Genomic DNA, 19,532 nt, shown 5'->3' on the forward strand with positions numbered 1-19,532 from the left:
CAGGGACCTCCTCGCGGATTCAAAATTTCTTGCGGACTTCCATTGACCATGATCCATCATCCCCCATATAGTTCAGATTGAAAACTAATTGGAATGCCGTTTTCCATCTTCTTTCCCGTTGCCTTGCAAAGGAGCAATCATGACCCCTCAGCCCACCCCTGCAGACAAGTTCACGTTCGGTCTCTGGACGGTCGGTTGGACCGGCGCCGACCCCTTCGGCGTGGCAACGCGCCAGGCCTTGGACCCTGTTGAAGCAGTCCACAAACTGAGCGAACTCGGCGCATACGGCATCACCTTCCACGACAACGACCTCGTTCCTTTCGATGCGAGCGCCTCCGAGCGCGAACTGATCCTGAAGAACTTCAAGGCAGCGTTGGCTGAGACCGGCCTGAAGACGCCCATGGTCACCACCAACCTCTTCAGCCACCCGGTCTTCAAGGACGGCGGATTCACCTCCAACGACCGTTCCATCCGCCGCTTCGCACTGAGCAAGATCCTGCGCAACATCGACCTCGCGGCCGAGCTTGGCGCCGAAACGTTCGTTATGTGGGGTGGCCGCGAAGGCAGCGAGTACGACGGCTCCAAGGACCTCGCAGCGGCACTGGACCGCATGAAGGAAGGCGTTGACACCGCCGCCGGGTACATCAAGGAAAAGGGCTACGGCCTGCGGATCGCCCTGGAGCCCAAGCCCAACGAACCACGCGGCGACATCTTCCTCCCCACCGTGGGACACGGCCTGGCTTTCATCGCCCAGCTGGAGCACGGCGACATCGTTGGCCTCAACCCGGAAACGGGCCACGAGCAGATGGCCGGACTGAACTTCACCCACGGCATTGCCCAGGCACTGTGGGCCGGCAAGCTCTTCCACATCGACCTCAACGGCCAGCGTGGCATCAAGTACGACCAAGACCTCGTCTTCGGCCACGGCGACCTCACCAGCGCCTTCTTCACTGTGGACCTCCTGGAGAACGGCTTCCCCAACGGCGGACCCAAGTACACCGGCCCACGCCACTTCGACTACAAGCCGTCCCGCACTGATGGCTACGACGGTGTCTGGGAATCGGCCAAGTCCAACATGTCCATGTACCTCCTGCTCAAGGAACGTGCCCTGGCCTTCCGCGCGGATCCCGAAGTACAGGAAGCCCTGGCAACCTCGGGCGTGTTCGAACTCGGCGAAAGCACTCTGGCTGCCGGTGAAACCACGGCGGACCTGCTGGCTGACGCCAGCGCCTTCGACACGTTCGACGCCGACAAGGCAGCTGAGCGCTCATTCGCCTTCATCCGCCTCAACCAGCTGGCCATCGAGCACCTCCTCGGCGCCCGCTGATCCACCCCCACCACCGCAACCCCGCCGCCGGGCCTGCCCTTGGATATCCCAGGCAGGCCCGGCGCGGTTCGCCAAAGGAACAACGCATGCCTCTCGTAGCCGGGATCGACAGCTCCACCCAGTCCTGCAAAGTGGTCATCCGGGATTCAGCCACCGGCGCCTTGGTTCGCCAGGGCCGGGCCTCCCATCCGGAGGGTACCGAAATCCACCCGGATCACTGGTGGACCGCCCTGCAGGAAGCAATCGAAGCAGCGGGCGGGCTCGACGACGTCGATGCCGTTTCCGTCGGCGGGCAGCAGCACGGAATGGTGTGCCTCGACGAAACCGGCAACGTGGTCCGCCCTGCCCTGCTGTGGAACGATACCCGCTCCGCGCAGGACGCTGAGGAGCTGATTCTCGACGCCGGACATGGTGATCCCGTAGCGGGAGCCGGGTATTGGGCGGGCAGCACCGGCACAGTTCCAGTAGCTTCCCTGACGGCCACCAAACTGCGCTGGCTCGCCCGGAACGAGCCCGAAAATGCGCAACGGACGGCCGCGGTGTGCCTCCCCCATGATTGGCTGTCCTGGCGGCTGGCCGGTCACGGCCCGGGAACAGGCCCGGCGTCCTTGGAGCTCCTGCGTACGGATCGCTCGGATGCTTCGGGCACTGGCTACTTTTCGGCAACCACCGGCGAGTATCTTCCGGACGTCCTGGAGAGCACCCTCGGGCACCTCCCACTCCTGCCCGGCGTGGTTGGGCCGCTGGAGACGGCTGGCAAGACCCCTGCCGGTGCACTGATCGGACCCGGCGCGGGCGACAACGCAGCCGCAGGCCTCGGCGTGAGTGCCAGCGTCGGGGATGTTGTCATTTCCATCGGAACGTCCGGAACGGTATTTGCGGTCTCGGACACTCCCTCCCGGGATTCAAGTGGACTGGTAGCAGGCTTCGCCGATGCCACGGGCCACTACCTCCCACTGGCCTGCACACTCAACGCCACGCGGATCTTCGACGCCACAGCTGCATTGCTCGATGTGAGCCTGGACGAGCTGGGTACTTTGGCGTTGTCTGCTCCGGAAGGCGCCGGGGGCTTGACGCTGGTCCCCTATTTTGAAGGGGAGCGGACCCCCAATCTTCCCGAGGCCACCGGCTCCCTTCATGGGCTGACCCTCTCCAACTACACTCCCGCCAACCTGGCGCGGGCGGCGATAGAGGGGGTTGTCTGTTCGCTCGCTGACGGCTTGGCAGCCCTCCAGGCCCAGGGTGTAGAGGCCCGGCGCATCATCCTGGTTGGTGGGGGCGCTCAATCCGAGGCTGTTCAACAAGTGGCTGCCTCCGCGTTCGGACTGCCGGTCTTTGTTCCGAAGCCCGGAGAATACGTGGCTGACGGCGCGGCACGGCAAGCGGCCGGCGTCCTCACGGGCCAGTTGCCCGAGTGGCCTGTGGACGGCCTTACCGTGGACCACGCTGATCCGAAGGGGGTGGCGCCCTTCCTGGAGAGGTACCGCCATTACGCCGCCAAGGCAGCCATCGGCTGATCGTGGCTCCCGGTGCTCTATCGTGACAGGGTGAGCTCAGAACAATCTGCATCAGCCCGGCCTCCCGTCATGGAGGACGTCGCCCGCGTGGCAGGTGTTTCCCACCAGACTGTCTCCCGGGTCCTGAACAACCACCCGAACGTGAGTTCCAAGACCCGCGAACGGGTAGAGCAGGCCATCACCGAGTTGGGCTACCGCCGCAACACAGCTGCCCGCAGCCTGGTGACCCGGCGGTCCCAGACCATCGGGGTGCTGGGCAGTGAACTTGCCCAATACGGGCCATCACACACCCTCCTCGGGGTGCAGCAGGCAGCACGGGATGCGGGTTATTTCGTCAGCGTGGCCGGCCTTCGGGAGGTCACGCCCGAGACCATCAAGGATGCGCTGGCACACTTCATGGACCAGGGCGTGGACGGCATTGTGGTGACGGTTCCACATCCGGGCACATTCGAGGTCCTCAAGGATGTCACTTCCCAGGTTCCGTTGGTCGCTGTGGGCTCCGTCGGCGACGAGGAACTCGCCGGCGCTACCGTTGACCAGCGGCAGGGGGCCCGGCTCGCCGTCGAGCATTTGCTGGACCTGGGGCACCGGCGGATCGGCCACCTGTCGGGCCCCTCCGACTGGATCGACGCCGCGGCACGCATCGACGGCTGGCGTGACGCGCTGGACGCGGCCAGCATCGAGCCGGGAACCTTGATCGAGGGGGACTGGAGCGCCGAATGCGGTTACCGGGAGGGCCTGAAAATTGCCGCTGACAGAGCCGTCACCGCACTGTTCGTGGCCAACGACCAGATGGCGCTGGGGGTATTACGCGCCTTCCATGAAGCCGGGGTGCAGGTTCCCGGTGACATCAGCCTGGTGGGTTTCGATGACCAGCCCGAGTCGGCGTACTTCATCCCGCCGTTGACCACAGTGGCCCAGGATTTCGAAGAACTCGGCCAACGGTGCATTGGATTGTTGCTGGACCGCATCGAAAGCGGCAGCACCGGGACAGCGGCGACCGTGACTCCCCGGCTCGTAGTCCGTTCCACCACCGCCCCGCCCCCAACTAAGTAACAGCAGATGTCGTATTGAGCTCCCATTACGACATCTGCTGCTACCTACATGGGGGTGTCGGGGGCCAACGTCCGTCCTGAGCACAGCTTCACCCTGAGCGGCTCTTGACATCAATGTTGTGAGCGCTAACAATTGCATCAGACGTTCTTCACTTTCCACCCCGACCCCCGGCAATGAGGCCTTGGCCAGCCGGATGGAGACACCCATGAATACCTCTGAAAACCTCCCGCTCGATGAGCAGTTCGTCATCGGCGTGGACTACGGCACCTTGTCCGGCCGCGCCGTCGTGGTGCGCGTCTCCGACGGTGCCGAGATCGGCAGCGGCGTGTTCGAGTACCCCCACGCAGTTGTTTCGGACCGCCTCCCCACGAGCGGGCAACGCCTCCCTGCCGACTGGGCCCTTCAGGTCCCGAACGACTACCGCGACGTCCTGCGCAATGCTGTACCGGCCGCCGTCGCTGATGCCGGTATCAACCCTGAGAACGTGGTGGGTATCGCTACCGACTTCACCGCCTGCACCATGGTTCCGACGACGGCGGACGGCACACCGCTGAACGAACTGGAACGCTTCGCTGACCGGCCCCACGCGTTCGTGAAGCTGTGGCGCCACCACGCTGCGCAGCCGCAGGCTGACCGCATCAACCAGCTGGCAGAAGAGCGTGGCGAGTCCTGGCTCCCCCGCTACGGCGGCCTGATCTCCTCGGAATGGGAATTCGCCAAGGGCCTGCAGCTTCTCGAGGAAGACCCCGAGGTCTACGCGGCCATGGAGCACTGGGTGGAGGCGGCCGACTGGATCGTCTGGCAGCTCTGCGGAAGCTACGTCCGCAACGCCTGCACTGCCGGTTACAAGGGCATCTACCAGGACGGCAAATACCCGTCGGAAGATTTCCTGGCAGCACTGAACCCCGATTTCAAGGACTTCGTCAGCAGCAAACTGGAGCACACCATCGGGCGGCTGGGAGATGCCGCGGGCTACCTCACCGAAGAAGCCGCCGGCTGGACCGGGCTCCCGGCGGGAATCGCCGTGGCGGTAGGCAACGTTGACGCCCACGTCAGCGCACCTGCCGCGAACGCTGTGGAACCCGGGCAGCTGGTAGCGATCATGGGCACCTCCACGTGCCATGTCATGAATGGTGATGTCCTGCGTGAAGTCCCCGGCATGTGCGGCGTGGTCGACGGCGGCATCGTGGACGGCCTGTGGGGCTACGAAGCAGGCCAGTCCGGAGTGGGCGACATCTTTGGCTGGTTCACCAAGAACGGTGTGCCACCCGAATACCACCAGGCCGCAGCAGCCAATGACCAAAGCATCCACGAGTACCTCACGGAACTCGCGGAGAAGCAGGCCATCGGCGAGCACGGCCTGATCGCCCTGGACTGGCACTCGGGCAACCGCTCAGTGCTGGTGGATCACGAACTGTCCGGCGTCGTGGTGGGGCAGACCCTGGCCACCAAGCCGGAGGACATCTACCGGGCACTGCTGGAGGCCACGGCGTTTGGAACCCGGACCATCGTGGATGCCTTCCGTGACTCCGGGGTACCGGTGAAGGAATTCATCGTGGCCGGCGGCCTGCTGAAGAACAAGTTCCTGATGCAGGTCTACGCAGACATCACCGGCTTGCAGCTCTCCACCATCGGCTCGGAACAGGGTCCCGCATTGGGTTCGGCGATCCACGCCGCCGCTGCTGCCGGGAAGTACGCAGACATCCGCGAGGCCGCCGCTGCCATGGCTGCCGCGCCGGGAGCTGTTTACACCCCGATCCCGGAGAACGTGGCCGCGTACGAGGCCCTCTTCCAGGAATACCGCACCCTTCACGACTACTTCGGCCGTGGAAGCAACAATGTGATGCACCGCCTGAAGTCCATCCAGCGCCTGGCACTGGGCGCCGGCGGGGTGGCCGAACCGGCGTCGAACTCCTCCACCGACCAGGCTGAGCGGGTGTCCGCATGAGCAACCTCCTGGACACCATCGCCAAGGTCCGTGAGGACGTCTGCGAACTCCATTCGGAACTGACGCGCTACGGGCTGGTGGTCTGGACGGCAGGCAACGTTTCCGGCCGCATTCCAGGTCATGACCTCATGGTCATCAAGCCCTCGGGTGTCTCCTACGACGACCTCACGCCCGAGCTCATGGTGGTCACCGACCTGTACGGCATCCCGGTCCGGGGCATGAACACCGGCAGCAGCGGCACCATCGACTGGGGCAACCCCGACCTCTCGCCGTCCTCGGATACCGCTGCGCACGCCTACGTATACCGGCACATGCCCGAGGTCGGCGGAGTGGTGCACACACACTCCACCTACGCCACAGCGTGGGCTGCCCGGGGCGAAGAAATTCCCTGCGTCCTGACCATGATGGGGGACGAATTCGGTGGGCCCATCCCCATCGGCCCCTTTGCCCTGATCGGCGACGACTCCATCGGCCAAGGCATCGTGGAGACGTTGAAGGACTCCAACTCACCGGCCGTGCTGATGCAGAACCACGGCCCGTTCACCATCGGCAAATCCGCCCGCGAGGCCGTCAAAGCCGCCGTGATGTGCGAGGAAGTGGCCAAGACTGTGCACGTCTCGCGCCAACTCGGCGAGCCACTTCCCATTGACCAAGCCAAGATCGAGTCGCTCTACGACCGCTACCAGAACGTTTACGGCCGCTGAGGCGGACCACCAACCAGCCCGCGCTTTTCAGCAAATACCCAGGAGCCCTCAAATGCCCAACGCCAACAACACCTCGCTGGACCAGTACGAGGTCTGGTTCCTCACCGGCAGCCAGCACCTCTACGGCGAGGATGTCCTCAAGCAGGTCGCTGCGCAATCCCAGGAGATCGCCAACGTCCTGAACGCCGCCGGTGATGTGCCGGTGAAGCTCGTCTGGAAGCCCGTCCTCACCGATTCCGACGCCATCCGCCGCACCGCCCTTGAAGCCAACGCCGATGATTCCGTGATCGGCGTGACCGCGTGGATGCACACGTTCAGCCCGGCCAAGATGTGGATCCAGGGACTGGACGCACTGCGCAAGCCCCTCCTGCACCTGCACACCCAGGCCAACCGGGACCTCCCCTGGGCGGACATCGACTTCGACTTCATGAACCTCAACCAAGCAGCCCACGGCGACCGCGAATTCGGGTACATCCAGGCCCGCCTCGGCGTGCCGCGGAAGACCGTCGTCGGGCATGTCTCCAATCCTGAGGTCGTGCGCCAGGTGGGCGCCTGGCAGCGCGCCTCCGCCGGCTGGGCAGCGGTCAGGACCCTGAAGCTGACCCGCTTTGGTGACAACATGCGCAACGTCGCAGTCACCGAAGGCGACAAGACCGAGGCCGAGCTGCGCTTCGGCGTCTCGGTCAACACCTGGTCCGTCAACGAGCTCGCCGACGCTGTCCACACCGCCGCAGAGTCCGACGTCGACGCCCTGGTTGCAGAATATGAGCGCCTCTATGAGGTGGTTGACGAGCTGAAGACCGGCGGTGCCCGGCACGAGTCCCTCCGCTACAGTGCCCGCATCGAGCTGGGCCTGCGGAGCTTCCTGGAAGCCAACGGCTCGGCTGCGTTCACCACGTCCTTCGAGGACCTCGGCGAACTCCGCCAGCTCCCCGGCATGGCCGTGCAACGGCTCATGGCCGACGGTTACGGCTTCGGCGCCGAAGGTGACTGGAAGACCGCCATCCTGGTCCGCGCGGCCAAGGTCATGGGCTCCGGGTTGCCCGGCGGCGCTTCGCTGATGGAGGACTACACCTACCACCTTGAACCCGGCTCGGAGAAGATACTCGGGGCGCACATGCTCGAAGTTTGCCCGTCCCTGACCGCGAAGAAGCCCCGCGTGGAGATCCACCCGCTGGGCATCGGCGGCAAGGAAGATCCCGTCCGCATGGTGTTCGACACCGACGCGGGCCCCGGCGTCGTCGTCGCACTGTCCGACATGCGCGACCGCTTCCGCCTGGTCGCCAACGCCGTGGACGTCGTCGACCTCGACCAGCCACTGCCCAACCTGCCCGTCGCCCGCGCGCTCTGGGAACCGAAGCCGGACTTCGCCACCTCAGCTGCCGCGTGGCTCACAGCCGGAGCCGCCCACCACACGGTACTCTCCACGCAGGTGGGCCTCGAGGTGTTCGAGGACTTCGCCGAGATCGCCCGCACGGAACTGCTCACCATCGACGAAGGCACCACCATCAAACAGTTCAAGAAGGAACTCGCCTGGAACGCCGCCTACTACAAGCTGGCCGGCGGCCTGTGAGCACCGAATTCACGCTAAGCGCGGGCGGTTACACGGCTGTTGTGACCGCCCGCGCCGCCGCGCTTCGCGTCCTGCAGTTCGACGGACGGGACCTTGTGGTCCCGTTTCCGGAAGGCGGCCCGATCCCGGATTACCGCGGCATCATCGCCGCGCCCTGGCCCAACAGGATCGCTGACGGCAGGTACGCCTTCGACGGCGCCACCCATCAGCTTCCGCTTACCGAGCCGGAGCGGGGCACGGCGCTGCACGGGCTCGCTTATCCGCTCGACTGGACCGTGAAGGAGCACGACGCCGGTTCGGTCACCTTGACGTGCACGGTGGGGCCGACCACGGGCTATCCCTTCGTGGTGGAGCTCTCTACGCGTTATGTTCTGGACCAAACCGGACTCCACACCTTCGTGACCGCCCACAACGCAGCGGACGTTGCCGCTCCCTATGGCGTGTGCCCGCACCCGTACTTGGTGGCGGGTTCTTCGCCTTTGGATGAGTGGATCCTCGAAGCGCCCGCCGGGAAGTTCCTGGAGGTCACCCCGGACCGGCTGCTGCCCGTTTCGCTGGAGCCGGTGGCAGGCCATGAGTTCGACTTCCGTTCCGCGCGGCCCATCGGCACCACCGAAATCGACCATGCATTTACGGACATAACGTTCGACGCCGGGCTGGCGCGGCTTTCGCTGCGGGACCCGGCGGGCACCGGCGTCGGAATGTCGTGGGACGAAAGCTGCCCGTGGCTTCAGATCCATACGGCTGACAAGCCGGCACCCATTCCCAGCCGTATTGGGCTGGCCGTGGAACCGATGACGTGTCCCCCGGATGCGTTCAACAGCGGCACGGACCTGATCCGCCTGGAACCCGGCGAGACCCACACCGCCTCCTGGAGCATCTACGCCCTCTAACAACCCAACTGGGTAACAGCAAATGCCGTTATGAGGTTCCATAACGGCATTTGCTGTTACTTACTTGGGTGGGGTTAGCCGATCAGCCGGGCGTCACCGGTGTTGATCGAGGATGCCGGGAAACCGTTCTTCACCACAATCTTCTCCAGGCTTCCGTCCTTGCGGAGACTGTCCACATAGTCGTTCAAAGCCTTGACCAAAGCCGTGTTTCCCTTGGTTACAGGCAGGCAGGTCTGCGGCGGTTCGAGTGAGGCTTTGATGGCGTTGTCAGGCTCGAGAACCTCTACCTTGAGACCGTTGCTGTTGTTGTGGGCCTCGCCGAAACCGTCGATACCCACGTCCAGCCGGCCGGACTTGAGGTCCTGGAACAAGTCCACCGGCGCCTTGTAGAGCTGGAGGTCCCCGCCGAGGTAGCTCTTGGCGTCGTCAACCCACACATTGCCGTTGACCGTCCCCACCTTTTTGCCCTTGAGGTCGGTGACTTTGTTGAGGCCGTCCTTGGAGATCAGGACCATCTGGTCCGTGTAGATGGGTTCTGTCAGGTCAAGGATGTCGGCCCGGGCCTTGGAGCGCCACCAACCACCGGTGGCAATGTCCGCCCGGCCACCCTGCACCGTGGGGATAACTGCTGCTGCAGCTGCGGAGACCGTGGTGATTGAAAGGCATTCTTTCTGCGCAAAGCCCATGAGGATGTCGCCGTCGACGCCTCCGAGCTCGTTGCCCTTGAAGGTGACGTAGGGAGGCGCTTCATAGACGGCCACCGTCAGGTTGCCCTTCTTAATGGTGCCGAAGTCCGATGCCGGCTTGCAGTCAGCAGAGACCTTGGAGCCGGCAGCTTCGGTGCTGCCACCGCAACCGCTGAGGGACGCGGCCAGTGCCAGGGCAGCCGCTGCTGACGCAATCATTCGTAATTTCATGATGGGTTCCTCTGTATGGGGGTGCTTGACGACGTCAACGGTGACGCGCCAGGCGATGCTCAACGAAGTTGCTTAGGGAACTCGCGGGAATAGTGATCAACGCGTACATCAGACCCGCGAGGGTGAGGATGCTCAAGTAGCGGAACGTGATGGAGCCGATGGAGTAGGCCTGGCTCATCAGTTCCGGCATGGCAATGGTGTAGGCCAGGGAGGTTGCCTGGAACACCATGATCGCGAATCCCATGAGCGGCGGGATGGCGATTCTGATCCCTTGCGGAATCACAACAAATCGGAGGATGTCTCCGCGGCCCATGCCCAGGGCATGGCCGGCTTCCACTTCTCCACTGGGCACCGCCTGCAATCCGCCGCGGATGATCTCGCTGGTGTAGGCCGCTGTGGTGAACGCCAGGGCCAGCGATGCCGCAACAAAGGAGGTCAGCGTCATTCCGGCAGTGGGAAGTCCAAAGTAGAACAACTGCAAAACCACCAGGGCAGGAGTTCCGCGGCCTATTTCGATCACGCCAATGAACAGCAGCCGGACAAACCTGTTCTTTGAACCAGCACCAAGTGCCAGTACCAGCCCCGCCGGCAGGCCTATCAACAGCGTCACCAAAGTCAGCTGCAGGCTGACCCCCAAGCCGCCCAACAGGTCCGGGAAGTATTCCACCCAGTCGTTGAAGAACGTCATCGCGCTACCCTCTTTCGAAGCTTGGCATCCAGCAACCGTGTTGCCCACGCGCAGGGAATAGTCATGGCCACGTAGAGCCCGGCCGCCCACAGGAAGGGCACAATCGCATCCCCTGTAACAGTGGATTCATGGCTGGCCCAATAGATGGTGTCCTGGACACCTATAACCGAGGCAACGGACGAGTCCTTCAAGAGGCCGATCGCAAAAGTTGCCGCAGCCGGGATGGAAACACGAAAGACCTGGGGGCCGATAACGGTGGCCAAGGTGGCCGCATGGGACAGGCCCAAGGCATCGCTGGCTTCCCACTGACCTTCGTGGATGGCCGTCAATCCGCCCCGGTAGATCTCAGCCATGTAGGCGGAGGCCACCAGGCCGAAACCAATGACTGCGGCGGCGAAGGAGCTGAGTTCAATGACGCCGATTCCCACACCGAAGTAAATGATGAAGAGCCAGGCCAGAGGAGGAATACCGCGCAACAGCTCAATGAGGGCCCGCGCAACGAACCGCACCAAGACAATTCGCGAGCGGCGTGCCAGGACCAGCGGGATGCCGCCTACGGCACCCAACAGAAGCGAAGACAGTGTCAGCAGCAGCGTCATGGTGACGCCCTGCGCCACTACGCCGAGGTGTTCCATGTCAGCGCTCCAATACTGCGCGCAGGAACCGTCGCGTACGCTCCATGGCAGGAGCGGTGAAAACGTCGGCGGGATCGCCCTGTTCCAGGATTGCACCTTCGGCCATGACAACCACGCGATCCGAGACATCCCTCGCGAACTGCATCTCGTGGGTCACCACCACCATGGTCATGCCCTCGGAGGCGAGTTCTTTCATGACGGCCAGGACTTCCAAGCCGACCTCGGGATCGAGGGCAGAGGTTGGTTCGTCGAACAACATGACCTGCGGGTCCAAGGCCAGTGCCCTGGCAATCGCGATCCGCTGCTGCTGGCCACCGGAGCAACGGCTCGGGTATTGCTTGGCCTTGTCCGCCAGCCCAACCCTTTCCAGCAGTTTCATGGAACGGGCATCGGCCTCAGCCCGGCTCCTGCCCAGCACCCGTTCCTGGGGAAGGGAAATATTGCGAAGCACCGTCATGTGCGGGAAAAGATTGAAGGACTGGAACACCATGCCCACATTGCGGCGCAAGCTGACCAGGTCCTTATTGCTGATCTCGGTGCCGGCGTCCACGTGGTTGCCTTCAACAGTAATCCGCCCGCTGTCCGGGACCTCCAGCAGGTTGATGCACCTTAGGAGTGTGCTCTTGCCAGCGCCGCTGGGGCCGATAATGGCAACGACCTCACCTTCCCTGACGGACAACGAGACATCATTGATCACTGTGTGATCTCCATAGCGCTTGACTACTGATTCAAGCGCTATGGCGGTCCGATGTTCAGCGTCTTCATGCATGGCTAACTCGTTCCTGACTTGTGTCATTGGCTCAAGGCGACGCTGACAGGCGCCGGTGCCGCACCGGCGTCGAACCCTTTACCCAAGGCGTTCAGCGCAAAAGAGGCGATATCGAGGATCGGCACGTTGGTGTATTTGCGGATTTCCTGGCGGAATTCAGGCAGCAGGGTGCATTCAAGTACCAGGACGCCAACATCGGCAAAGCGACCCCCCGGTCCGAACTCACGCTTGGCCACCCTGGCCACGCCTTCCTTCAGCAAGGCCTGGTCCCAGCCATTGCCCAGCGCGTGGTCGTTGGTCAGCATGGTGGCCCAACCGGGCTCGCCTTCCATGCCGGCGATGACGATCTGCGATGACAATGCGTGATCAGCCAGCAGCTTGGCGGCGAGTGACTCCGAGACAGTCAACACGCCGATGTAGCCGCTGGACAGCACCGAGGCAATCGGGAGCAGGTCCAGCCCACTGGTGATCACGTTGGTCGTCTGGCGCTTGTCCTTGCGGGCGTAGAAGAAGAAGCCGCAGTCGGTGATGACCAAGGGGCAGTGCGCCAGCTTTTTGCTCGCTTTCCAAAAGGCCTCCACAGCTTCGGGCTCGCCGTTCACCAAGGGCTCCACCCGGGCACCCCGCGCCACTGCGTAGGCCACGGGAAGGCCCTGCCAACTGGCGGGGTTCTCGAAGAAGCCCACGGGATTGTCACTGATGCCGGGCGCATCCGGGGTGAGGCACTCCACGTAGTCCACCGGATACGAGTCGAGGTCGCAGAGGATGACGCCAAGCTGGGGCTTAACCTCAGTCATTGCCGGCCACCTCCACGGGAACGTCGAGCGTAGCCTGGCTGCCGCCGTCGAACGCTTCTACGCGGGTGGCGGCACTGCCGACAATAGCGACGGCGTTGACCTCCACCCGGATGCCTGGCAGGTTCAGCTCCTCGCCGATCAGAATGCCCGTCGCCGTGGGGCCGGGAGCCGGGAAGTAGCTGAAGCGGATGTCGTAGGTGCGCTGCCATTCTTCGTAGCTGAGTTCGCCTGCGTAGAAGGTATTGAACTGGACAACATCGCCCATGGTTCCGCCGAGGCTTTCGATGACCCGCTTCAGGGATTCCATGACGTTCTTGCATTGGGCCACGATGTCGCCGGGGTTGTTGACGTTGCCGTCAGCGTCGAGGTCCTCCTGGCCACCCACATAAATCATGTCCCCGACGCGGATGCCGTGGCTGTGGTTGATCTTGAAGTGGCCTGGCACCTGCCAGTGTCCGGGAACCTCTGCGAAGCGTCGTTCGAGGGTGGTCATTTTTCGTTCTCCTTTGTGGTGATCGTCACTGATCACTTCAAGCATGGAACGAAAAAGGGGCTTTTAACCCGACAACAGTGCGAGGTCTGCTGGGGCTGCCACAAGAGATTCTTGCGCCTGCCTTAAAGGCACGACGGCGGCCCTCCCGGCTTAGGCGGCAGCGGCACCCAGGAGGCTGTGGATTTCGTCCAAAACAGCCTTGACGATCGGTCGCCTGGCATCGCTGCTGCGCGTTACCGTGAGCACGCGCCTGTTGATATGCGGCCTGTCGAAGGTATGAATTCCGACCGGAGCCACGGCACTGTCCACGGAAAACGGCGGGAGCAACGAAATGCCGCGGCCCCGGGAAATTGACTCAACCAGCAACAGGAGATCATCAACCACCCACCGGATGTTGGGCTCGAACCCTTCATTCCGGCAGGCGTAGCGGACCGCTTGGCCGCAGGCGCCGGCATCCGGAGTGAGTACCCACGCTTCGTTTTTGAGGTCCGCCAGCTTCAGCCGGGGCGGGACCACGTAGTCCGGCGGAGTCACCAGGGCCAGTGGTTCATTCATGACTTCCTGGGTCACCAGATAGTCAGGGAAGGCCATGGGCACATTGTCATAGAGGTCCACGATGGCAATGTCCAGGGCGCCGTTCAGCAGTTGCTCGATGCTGTCCACGGGTTCAACAACGTTGACGGTAAGTTCGACGTCAGGAGCGCTCACCTCGAGCTTTTCGGTGACAGGAAGCAGGACGTTCCGGGCCAAAGAGGGAATGGAGCCTATACGGACGCGGCCGGCAAGTTCGCCGCTGAGCTGGTCCATCTCGGCGCGGGTCAATTCCAGAAGGCGCACGACTGCGCGGGCATGCTCCACCAGGATCTCCCCGGCTCCGGTCAATCCAACGCCGCGGGAGGAGCGGTCCAGGAGCTGTACTCCGGTTTCGCGTTCCAGGATGCTGATCTGTTGGGAAACGGCCGAGGACGTAATGCCCAGGACACGGGCTGCACCGGCCAGGGAGCCTTGCCGGGCAACCTCGTTAAGGAGGCGCAACCGCGTAACGTCGGGGAGGGGTTTTTCCGTCATGAATCATTCTTGCACGATTAGCTGTTCTTAAGTCAGAAGCGGATGTATCTTAAGTTAAACAACGAGCCAGGCCCGGACGACGATGTCCGAAACTGGCCCCCATCACTTCCCCTGTGAAAGGACGCCACGTGAAGACCGTGGAAACAAACCCGTCCAAACTGACCCTTACCGGCATCCTCGGAGCCCCCGACTCTGTTGCGCGAAACATCACCGCCACCATCGAGGACCTCGCCCCCGACCTGCAGGAACTCAGCCACGGAATCCATGGCATTGCAGAAGTTGGCTTCGAGGAACGACTCTCCGTGGCCTTCGCCGCCGAATTCCTCCGCTACAGGGGCTATCCCGTCCAAGTCGGCAGGTACGGTCTGCGCACTTCGCTGCGTGCCGAGGCCGGCTCGGGCTCTCCCAAGGTGGCGGTCCTGGCTGAATACGACGCCCTCCCCGGGGTAGGCCATGGATGCGGTCACAACGTCATCTGCGCCGCGGCCGTCGGGGCATTCCTCGGCGTGGCTGCGCATGTTGAACAACTGGGCGGCTCCGTAGTACTGATCGGCACCCCGGCTGAGGAAAACGGGAACGGCAAGGAACTCCTGGCCCGGGCAGGCGCCTTTGACGACATCGACGCCGTCGTGATGCTGCACCCCTTCACCGGGGAGTATGAGGTTGCATCCTTCGCATCGTTGGCGGTCCGCGACGTGGAGGTGACTTTCCACGGGGTGGCGGCCCACGCTTCTTCGGCACCGCACATGGGCCGTAACGCCCTCGACGCCGTTGTGGCCGCATACCAAGGGATTGCGGCGCTTCGCCAACACATTCCCGCGACGGATCGCCTGCACTGCCTCATCACTGAGGGCGGTTCGGCGGTGAACGTCGTCCCCCACCTGGCGGGCGCCGTCGTCGAAATCCGCTCCCTGGACCCGGCTGGACTGGTGGACATCTCCCGGAAAGTTCAGGACATCCTGGAAGGCGCGGCGCTCATGACCGGCACGCGGCTGGAAACGTCCTGGGACCCCTTCCCCGCCTATCTCCCGGTCCGCAGCAATGACGCCCTGGCCACCCGCTACCACGGGCACATGTCCGCACGGGGCCGCGCCATCACGCTGGAGACTGAGTTGGTGGGCGGTGGCTGGTCGACGGATCTGGGCAACCTGAGCCTGCGCATCCCGTCCATCCACCCCACGGTCAGCATCTCCCGCGAAACTGCCGTGATGCACACGGTGGAGTTTGGCCAGCATTCCATCAGCCCCGCCGGCGACGCCGCCGTGGTGGACGGAGCCGTGGGGCTGGCACTGACGATTGCCGACTACCTCGCCGACGCCCGGCTCCGGGAGCAGGTGCAGCTGGACTTCGAAGCCGCCGGCGGCGCCGTTGACGTCGAACAGCTGCTCACTCCACCCACGCAGAAGTAGCAAGGCCATGCTGAATCCAGTTCATTTGCGCACCCTCTCCGTGGTCCTCCGCACAGGCTCTTTCGCTGACGCGGCACGCGAAATCGGCTACACCGGTTCAGCCGTTTCACAGCAGGTGGCGGCGCTGGAACGGGCCGTGCAGGCGCCGCTGGTGGAACGCGACGCCCAGAGCATCCGGCCCACCGAGGCTGCCAAGTTCCTGGCCGCACGGGCCCGCGACATCATCAACGCCCTGGGTGCGCTCGAAGACGACATGAAGGGCTTCAGCAAGGGCGACTACGGCCTCATGCGCCTGGGCAGTTTCAGCACCGCAAGCCAACGGCTGCTGCCGGGAGGGCTGGCCGCCTACCTCCGCAGGCACCCGAACTCCTCCGTGGAACTCGAGGAAAGCGGACCTGCCGAACTTGCGGCCATGATCCGGGATTCAACACTGGATGTGGCCGTGGTGTTCCACTACGACCTCGTCCCCCAAAAATGGCCGGCCAATGTGGTTGCCGTCCCGCTGCTGGCCGAGGAGCTGGTGCTGCTGCTGCCGGACGGCCACCGCTTGGCGGGAACGGACTCCATCACAATGCAGGACCTCGCTGAAGAGAACTGGGTGTCCACCAAGGAGGACTGCTCGGGCGATGCCTGCCTCCGACATCTCTGCGCAGGAAGCGGGTTCGCTCCCCGCATCAGTGTGCGCAGCAACAATTACGACGCCATCCGCAGCATGGTCAAGTCCGGTCTCGGCGTCGCCCTGGTTCCCGCGCTGGACCACGTTCCCACGGACGGTATCGTGGCCACCGGCATCCGCGGTTGCACGGCCCGGAGGCACATCTCGGCATTACGGCAGAAAACGGAGGCGGGGATCTCCATCAGCAGTGTCATCCAGTGCCTGGGCCGCTCGGCGGACCGGCTGGCGGTCTCCACCCCGGGCCTGTTCCGTCAGACGAAGCAGCCCGACGCCATGGCGCCGGTAGAGTACCTGGCCGGGCTCCGCGCGTCGTAATCCCGCCCAACTGGGTAACAGATAACGCTCCACTGAGCCGCCAATGGAACATGTGCTGTTACCTAGTTGGGTGCACCGGCGGTGCTTTGGCGCACCACGAGTTCGGGCGTGAACACGACGGCGCGGTGCTTGGTCCCGCCGCTCTCCTGCTCCTCCGCGAGCAGCTCGACGGCGGTCCGGCCCAGCGCCTCGGTCGGCTGGCGGATGGAGGACAAAGGAACGACGGCGGAGGTTGCGAAATCGATGTCGTCGTACCCGATCAGGGCAATGTCTTCAGGGATGCGGACGGTGCGCAGCATGGTCAAGGACTGCATGACCCCGAGGGCAAGGAGGTCATTGGAGCAGAAGACCGCATCCGGGCGCTCATCCGGCGAACGCTCCACCAGATCGTTGCCCACCTGACGCCCGGCCAGGACCGTCTGCCCGGCAGAGTCGAGTACCTCAATGGACGCTCCCGCCACCTCTGCCACCGCCCGCTGCGCGCCTTCGAGGCGGTGGGCCACCTGGCGGATTGCTGGACTTCCGACGAAAACCAGACGACGGCGGCCGATGTCCAGCAGGTGCTTGGCCGCCAAATAACCGCCTTCCTCATCATCGACCGAAACTGAGCTGCAACGTTCCGTGTCGGCGAGCTGGTCCACCAGAACGGTCGGCACGCCGCGTTCACGAAGGTTGTCGATGCGGTCCGCGACGTCTCCCACCGGGGACAGAAGGAGCCCTTGGACGCGCTGCTCTTGGAAGAGGTCCATGTAGTGCGCCTCCCGGGAGGCATCCTGTCCGCTGTCCCCTACCAAGACAACACTTCCCAGCGCGGTGGCGGCGTCCTCGGCTGCTCGGGCTACCGAGGAAAAGAAGGGGTTGCCGACGTCCAGGACCACCAGGCCGATAGTGCGGCTTTGGCCTGCGCGGAGTTGGCGGGCGGCGTCATTGCGCACAAATCCAAGTTCAGCGATGGATTTCAGCACTCGCTCCTTGGTGCGCTGCGAGACACGGTCCGGGTAGTTGAGCACGTTGGAAACCGTGCCCACGGCAACCTTGGCATGAGTGGCAACATCTTTGATGCTCGCTGTTTGGGACATGCTTTCCGATCTCCGCCGTCTTCTCGTCTTACCTGCAGGAAACGCCTTGACACCCTCCTTTATCCGAGGGTAATTTGAATCGTAACAAATGAAACGATTCAAAGACGAGTAACCCGGAGAACCGCAGATGAGGGTATGTTTCCGTTCCTCCGTCCACCCCGAGTTGATGGACGAGTACAGGCGCCGACACGCAGCCGTTTGGCCCGGGATGCTCCGTGCCCTCAAGGACGCGGGTTGGAACAACTACTCCCTGTTTCTCGCGTCAGACGGGCAGCTCATTGGCTACTTGGAATGTGACGACTATGCGCAAGCGCAAGCCCGCATGGCCGTCACCGAGGTCAACGCCCGCTGGCAAGCGGAAATGGCCACCCTCTTTGCCAACAGCGATGTCCCTCCGGACGAGGGCTTCGAGATCGTGGAAGAAGTTTTCAACCTGGAAGACCAACTGGCTTCAGCAAGCAAGGCCGGCAACGCCATCACCCATCAGAAGGAACAAGCATGAACACCACAGAATCGGCCCTGGGCCGCTTGGGAGAACTGGCCATTGAAGTGCCCTCCTGGGCCTATGGAAATTCGGGGACGCGGTTCAAGGTCTTCGGCACCCCGGGTACCCCACGCACCGTGCAGGAAAAGATCGCGGATGCGGCGAAGGTCCACGAGCTCACGGGCCTGGCGCCCACGGTCGCGCTGCACATCCCGTGGGACAAGGTGGATGACTACTCGGCCCTGCGTGAATATGCAGAGGGCCTGGGTGTTGGCCTGGGCACCATCAACTCGAACACCTTCCAGGATGATGAGTACAAGTTCGGTTCGCTCACCTCCTCGAACGAATCCGTACGACGCCGGGCGATCGAGCACCACCTCGAGTGCATCGACATCATGCACGCCACCGGGTCCAAGGACCTGAAGATCTGGCTGGCTGACGGCACCAACTACCCTGGCCAGGACGATATGCGCGGCCGTCAGGACCGTCTCGCAGAAAGCCTGCAGGAAATCTACGCGGCCTTAGGTGATGAGCAGCGCTTGGTGTTGGAGTACAAGTTCTTCGAGCCGGCTTTCTACCACACCGATGTTCCGGACTGGGGCACCTCGTACGCGCAGACCCTGGCCCTGGGTGAGAAGGCGTTTGTGTGCCTGGACACCGGCCACCACGCCCCCGGCACCAACATCGAATTCATCGTGATGCAGCTCCTGCGGCTGGGCAAGCTCGGTTCCTTCGACTTCAACTCCCGCTTCTACGCCGACGATGACCTGATTGTGGGCGCGGCTGATCCTTTCCAGCTGTTCCGCATCATGCACGAAGTGATCCGTGGCGGCGGTTTCGGGAAGGAGTCCGGCGTCGCCCTGATGCTGGACCAGTGCCACAACCTGGAAGAGAAGATCCCGGGCCAGATCCGCTCGGTGCTCAACGTCCAGGAAATGACCGCCCGCGCCCTGCTGGTGGACACGTCCGCGTTGGATGAGGCCCAGCGGGCGGGGGACGTCCTGGCCGCGAACGGCATCTTCAACGATGCCTTCTACACCGATGTCCGCCCGGTCCTGGCCGAATGGCGCGAAGCCCGCGGACTGCCCGCCGACCCGATCGCTGCCTACAAGGCCAGCGGCTACCAGAAGAAGATCAACGAGGACCGCGCAGGCGGCCAGCAAGCCGGATGGGGCGCGTAACAC

The 19,532-nt window shown here is 63.6% G+C and carries 19 protein-coding genes; 11 read left to right on the top strand and 8 right to left on the bottom strand.

The genetic code is table 11. From position 1 onward, the window contains the following. Window positions 1-139 precede the first annotated feature (139 nt). The 7 genes from xylA to ACFUOZ_RS11540 all read left to right on the top strand — a co-directional run bounded on the left by xylA (window position 140) and on the right by ACFUOZ_RS11540 (window position 9,018). The gene (gene xylA / locus ACFUOZ_RS11510; RefSeq protein ID WP_377548088.1) at window positions 140-1,327 is read left to right on the top strand and encodes a xylose isomerase; all 1,188 of its coding nucleotides are present in this window, start codon (window positions 140-142) and stop codon (window positions 1,325-1,327) included. Between the two features lie 86 nt (window positions 1,328-1,413). Continuing rightward, on the top strand, window positions 1,414-2,844 hold the full coding sequence (gene xylB, locus ACFUOZ_RS11515) for a xylulokinase (RefSeq protein ID WP_377548090.1): 1,431 nt from the start codon (window positions 1,414-1,416) through the stop codon (window positions 2,842-2,844). Between the two features lie 69 nt (window positions 2,845-2,913). Next, window positions 2,914-3,900 carry a LacI family DNA-binding transcriptional regulator gene (locus ACFUOZ_RS11520; protein WP_377548199.1) on the top strand — a complete coding sequence of 329 codons (987 nt, stop codon included), beginning with the start codon at window positions 2,914-2,916 and terminating at the stop codon, window positions 3,898-3,900. A gap of 205 nt (window positions 3,901-4,105) precedes the next feature. Continuing rightward, window positions 4,106-5,848, top strand: coding sequence for a ribulokinase (gene araB / locus ACFUOZ_RS11525; RefSeq protein WP_377548092.1), 1,743 nt, complete (start codon window positions 4,106-4,108; stop codon window positions 5,846-5,848). Next, window positions 5,845-6,552, top strand: a complete 708-nt coding sequence (locus tag ACFUOZ_RS11530; protein ID WP_377548094.1) for an L-ribulose-5-phosphate 4-epimerase — start codon at window positions 5,845-5,847, stop codon at window positions 6,550-6,552. Before araB ends, ACFUOZ_RS11530 begins: the two co-directional genes overlap by 4 nt. A 52-nt stretch (window positions 6,553-6,604) precedes the next feature. Beyond that, window positions 6,605-8,125, top strand: coding sequence for an L-arabinose isomerase (gene araA / locus ACFUOZ_RS11535; protein WP_377548096.1), 1,521 nt, complete (start codon window positions 6,605-6,607; stop codon window positions 8,123-8,125). After that, window positions 8,122-9,018, top strand: a complete 897-nt coding sequence (locus tag ACFUOZ_RS11540) for an aldose 1-epimerase family protein (RefSeq protein ID WP_377548098.1) — start codon at window positions 8,122-8,124, stop codon at window positions 9,016-9,018. Before araA ends, ACFUOZ_RS11540 begins: the two co-directional genes overlap by 4 nt. 74 nt (window positions 9,019-9,092) lie before the next feature. On the opposite strand, the gene ACFUOZ_RS11545 is transcribed toward ACFUOZ_RS11540, so the two are convergent. From ACFUOZ_RS11545 to ACFUOZ_RS11575, 7 genes are all read right to left on the bottom strand, one after another. Next, window positions 9,093-9,935, bottom strand: a complete 843-nt coding sequence (locus ACFUOZ_RS11545) for a substrate-binding periplasmic protein (protein ID WP_377548101.1) — start codon at window positions 9,933-9,935, stop codon at window positions 9,093-9,095. Window positions 9,936-9,969: 34 nt separating this feature from the next. Continuing rightward, a complete protein-coding gene (locus ACFUOZ_RS11550) occupies window positions 9,970-10,623 on the bottom strand; it encodes an amino acid ABC transporter permease (RefSeq protein WP_377548103.1) in 654 nt (217 codons plus the stop codon). Next, complete coding sequence (locus tag ACFUOZ_RS11555; RefSeq protein WP_377548106.1) at window positions 10,620-11,258, bottom strand: amino acid ABC transporter permease; 639 nt, start codon at window positions 11,256-11,258, stop codon at window positions 10,620-10,622. The genes ACFUOZ_RS11550 and ACFUOZ_RS11555 overlap by 4 nt, the downstream gene beginning before the upstream one ends. A gap of 1 nt (window position 11,259) precedes the next feature. Beyond that, the gene (locus ACFUOZ_RS11560; RefSeq protein WP_377548108.1) at window positions 11,260-12,027 is read right to left on the bottom strand and encodes an amino acid ABC transporter ATP-binding protein; all 768 of its coding nucleotides are present in this window, start codon (window positions 12,025-12,027) and stop codon (window positions 11,260-11,262) included. Window positions 12,028-12,050: 23 nt separating this feature from the next. After that, on the bottom strand, window positions 12,051-12,824 hold the full coding sequence (locus ACFUOZ_RS11565; protein WP_377548110.1) for a hypothetical protein: 774 nt from the start codon (window positions 12,822-12,824) through the stop codon (window positions 12,051-12,053). Continuing rightward, a complete protein-coding gene (locus ACFUOZ_RS11570) occupies window positions 12,817-13,317 on the bottom strand; it encodes a RidA family protein (RefSeq protein WP_306845855.1) in 501 nt (166 codons plus the stop codon). Before ACFUOZ_RS11570 ends, ACFUOZ_RS11565 begins: the two co-directional genes overlap by 8 nt. A gap of 150 nt (window positions 13,318-13,467) precedes the next feature. Continuing rightward, a complete protein-coding gene (locus tag ACFUOZ_RS11575) occupies window positions 13,468-14,385 on the bottom strand; it encodes a LysR family transcriptional regulator (RefSeq protein WP_377548113.1) in 918 nt (305 codons plus the stop codon). A gap of 128 nt (window positions 14,386-14,513) precedes the next feature. Between ACFUOZ_RS11575 and ACFUOZ_RS11580 the strand changes: the two genes are divergently transcribed. Both ACFUOZ_RS11580 and ACFUOZ_RS11585 read left to right on the top strand, forming a co-directional pair. After that, window positions 14,514-15,794: an amidohydrolase gene (locus ACFUOZ_RS11580; protein ID WP_377548115.1), complete on the top strand. Its 1,281-nt coding sequence runs from the start codon at window positions 14,514-14,516 to the stop codon at window positions 15,792-15,794. 7 nt (window positions 15,795-15,801) lie between these two features. Then, a complete protein-coding gene (locus ACFUOZ_RS11585; protein WP_377548117.1) occupies window positions 15,802-16,785 on the top strand; it encodes a LysR family transcriptional regulator in 984 nt (327 codons plus the stop codon). Window positions 16,786-16,847: 62 nt separating this feature from the next. On the opposite strand, the gene ACFUOZ_RS11590 is transcribed toward ACFUOZ_RS11585, so the two are convergent. Further along, window positions 16,848-17,864, bottom strand: a complete 1,017-nt coding sequence (locus tag ACFUOZ_RS11590) for a LacI family DNA-binding transcriptional regulator (protein WP_377548119.1) — start codon at window positions 17,862-17,864, stop codon at window positions 16,848-16,850. 127 nt (window positions 17,865-17,991) lie between these two features. Here ACFUOZ_RS11590 and ACFUOZ_RS11595 point away from each other — a divergent pair, with 127 nt between their 5' ends. Both ACFUOZ_RS11595 and rhaI read left to right on the top strand, forming a co-directional pair. Continuing rightward, window positions 17,992-18,366 (top strand): L-rhamnose mutarotase, encoded by a 375-nt coding sequence (locus ACFUOZ_RS11595; RefSeq protein ID WP_377548122.1) that lies wholly within the window; start codon window positions 17,992-17,994, stop codon window positions 18,364-18,366. Continuing rightward, window positions 18,363-19,529 carry an L-rhamnose isomerase gene (gene rhaI, locus ACFUOZ_RS11600; protein ID WP_377548124.1) on the top strand — a complete coding sequence of 389 codons (1,167 nt, stop codon included), beginning with the start codon at window positions 18,363-18,365 and terminating at the stop codon, window positions 19,527-19,529. The genes ACFUOZ_RS11595 and rhaI overlap by 4 nt, the downstream gene beginning before the upstream one ends. Window positions 19,530-19,532 lie beyond the last annotated feature (3 nt).

It is taken from the genome of Paenarthrobacter sp. NPDC057355 (assembly GCF_042667405.1).
GTDB lineage: Bacteria > Actinomycetota > Actinomycetes > Actinomycetales > Micrococcaceae > Arthrobacter.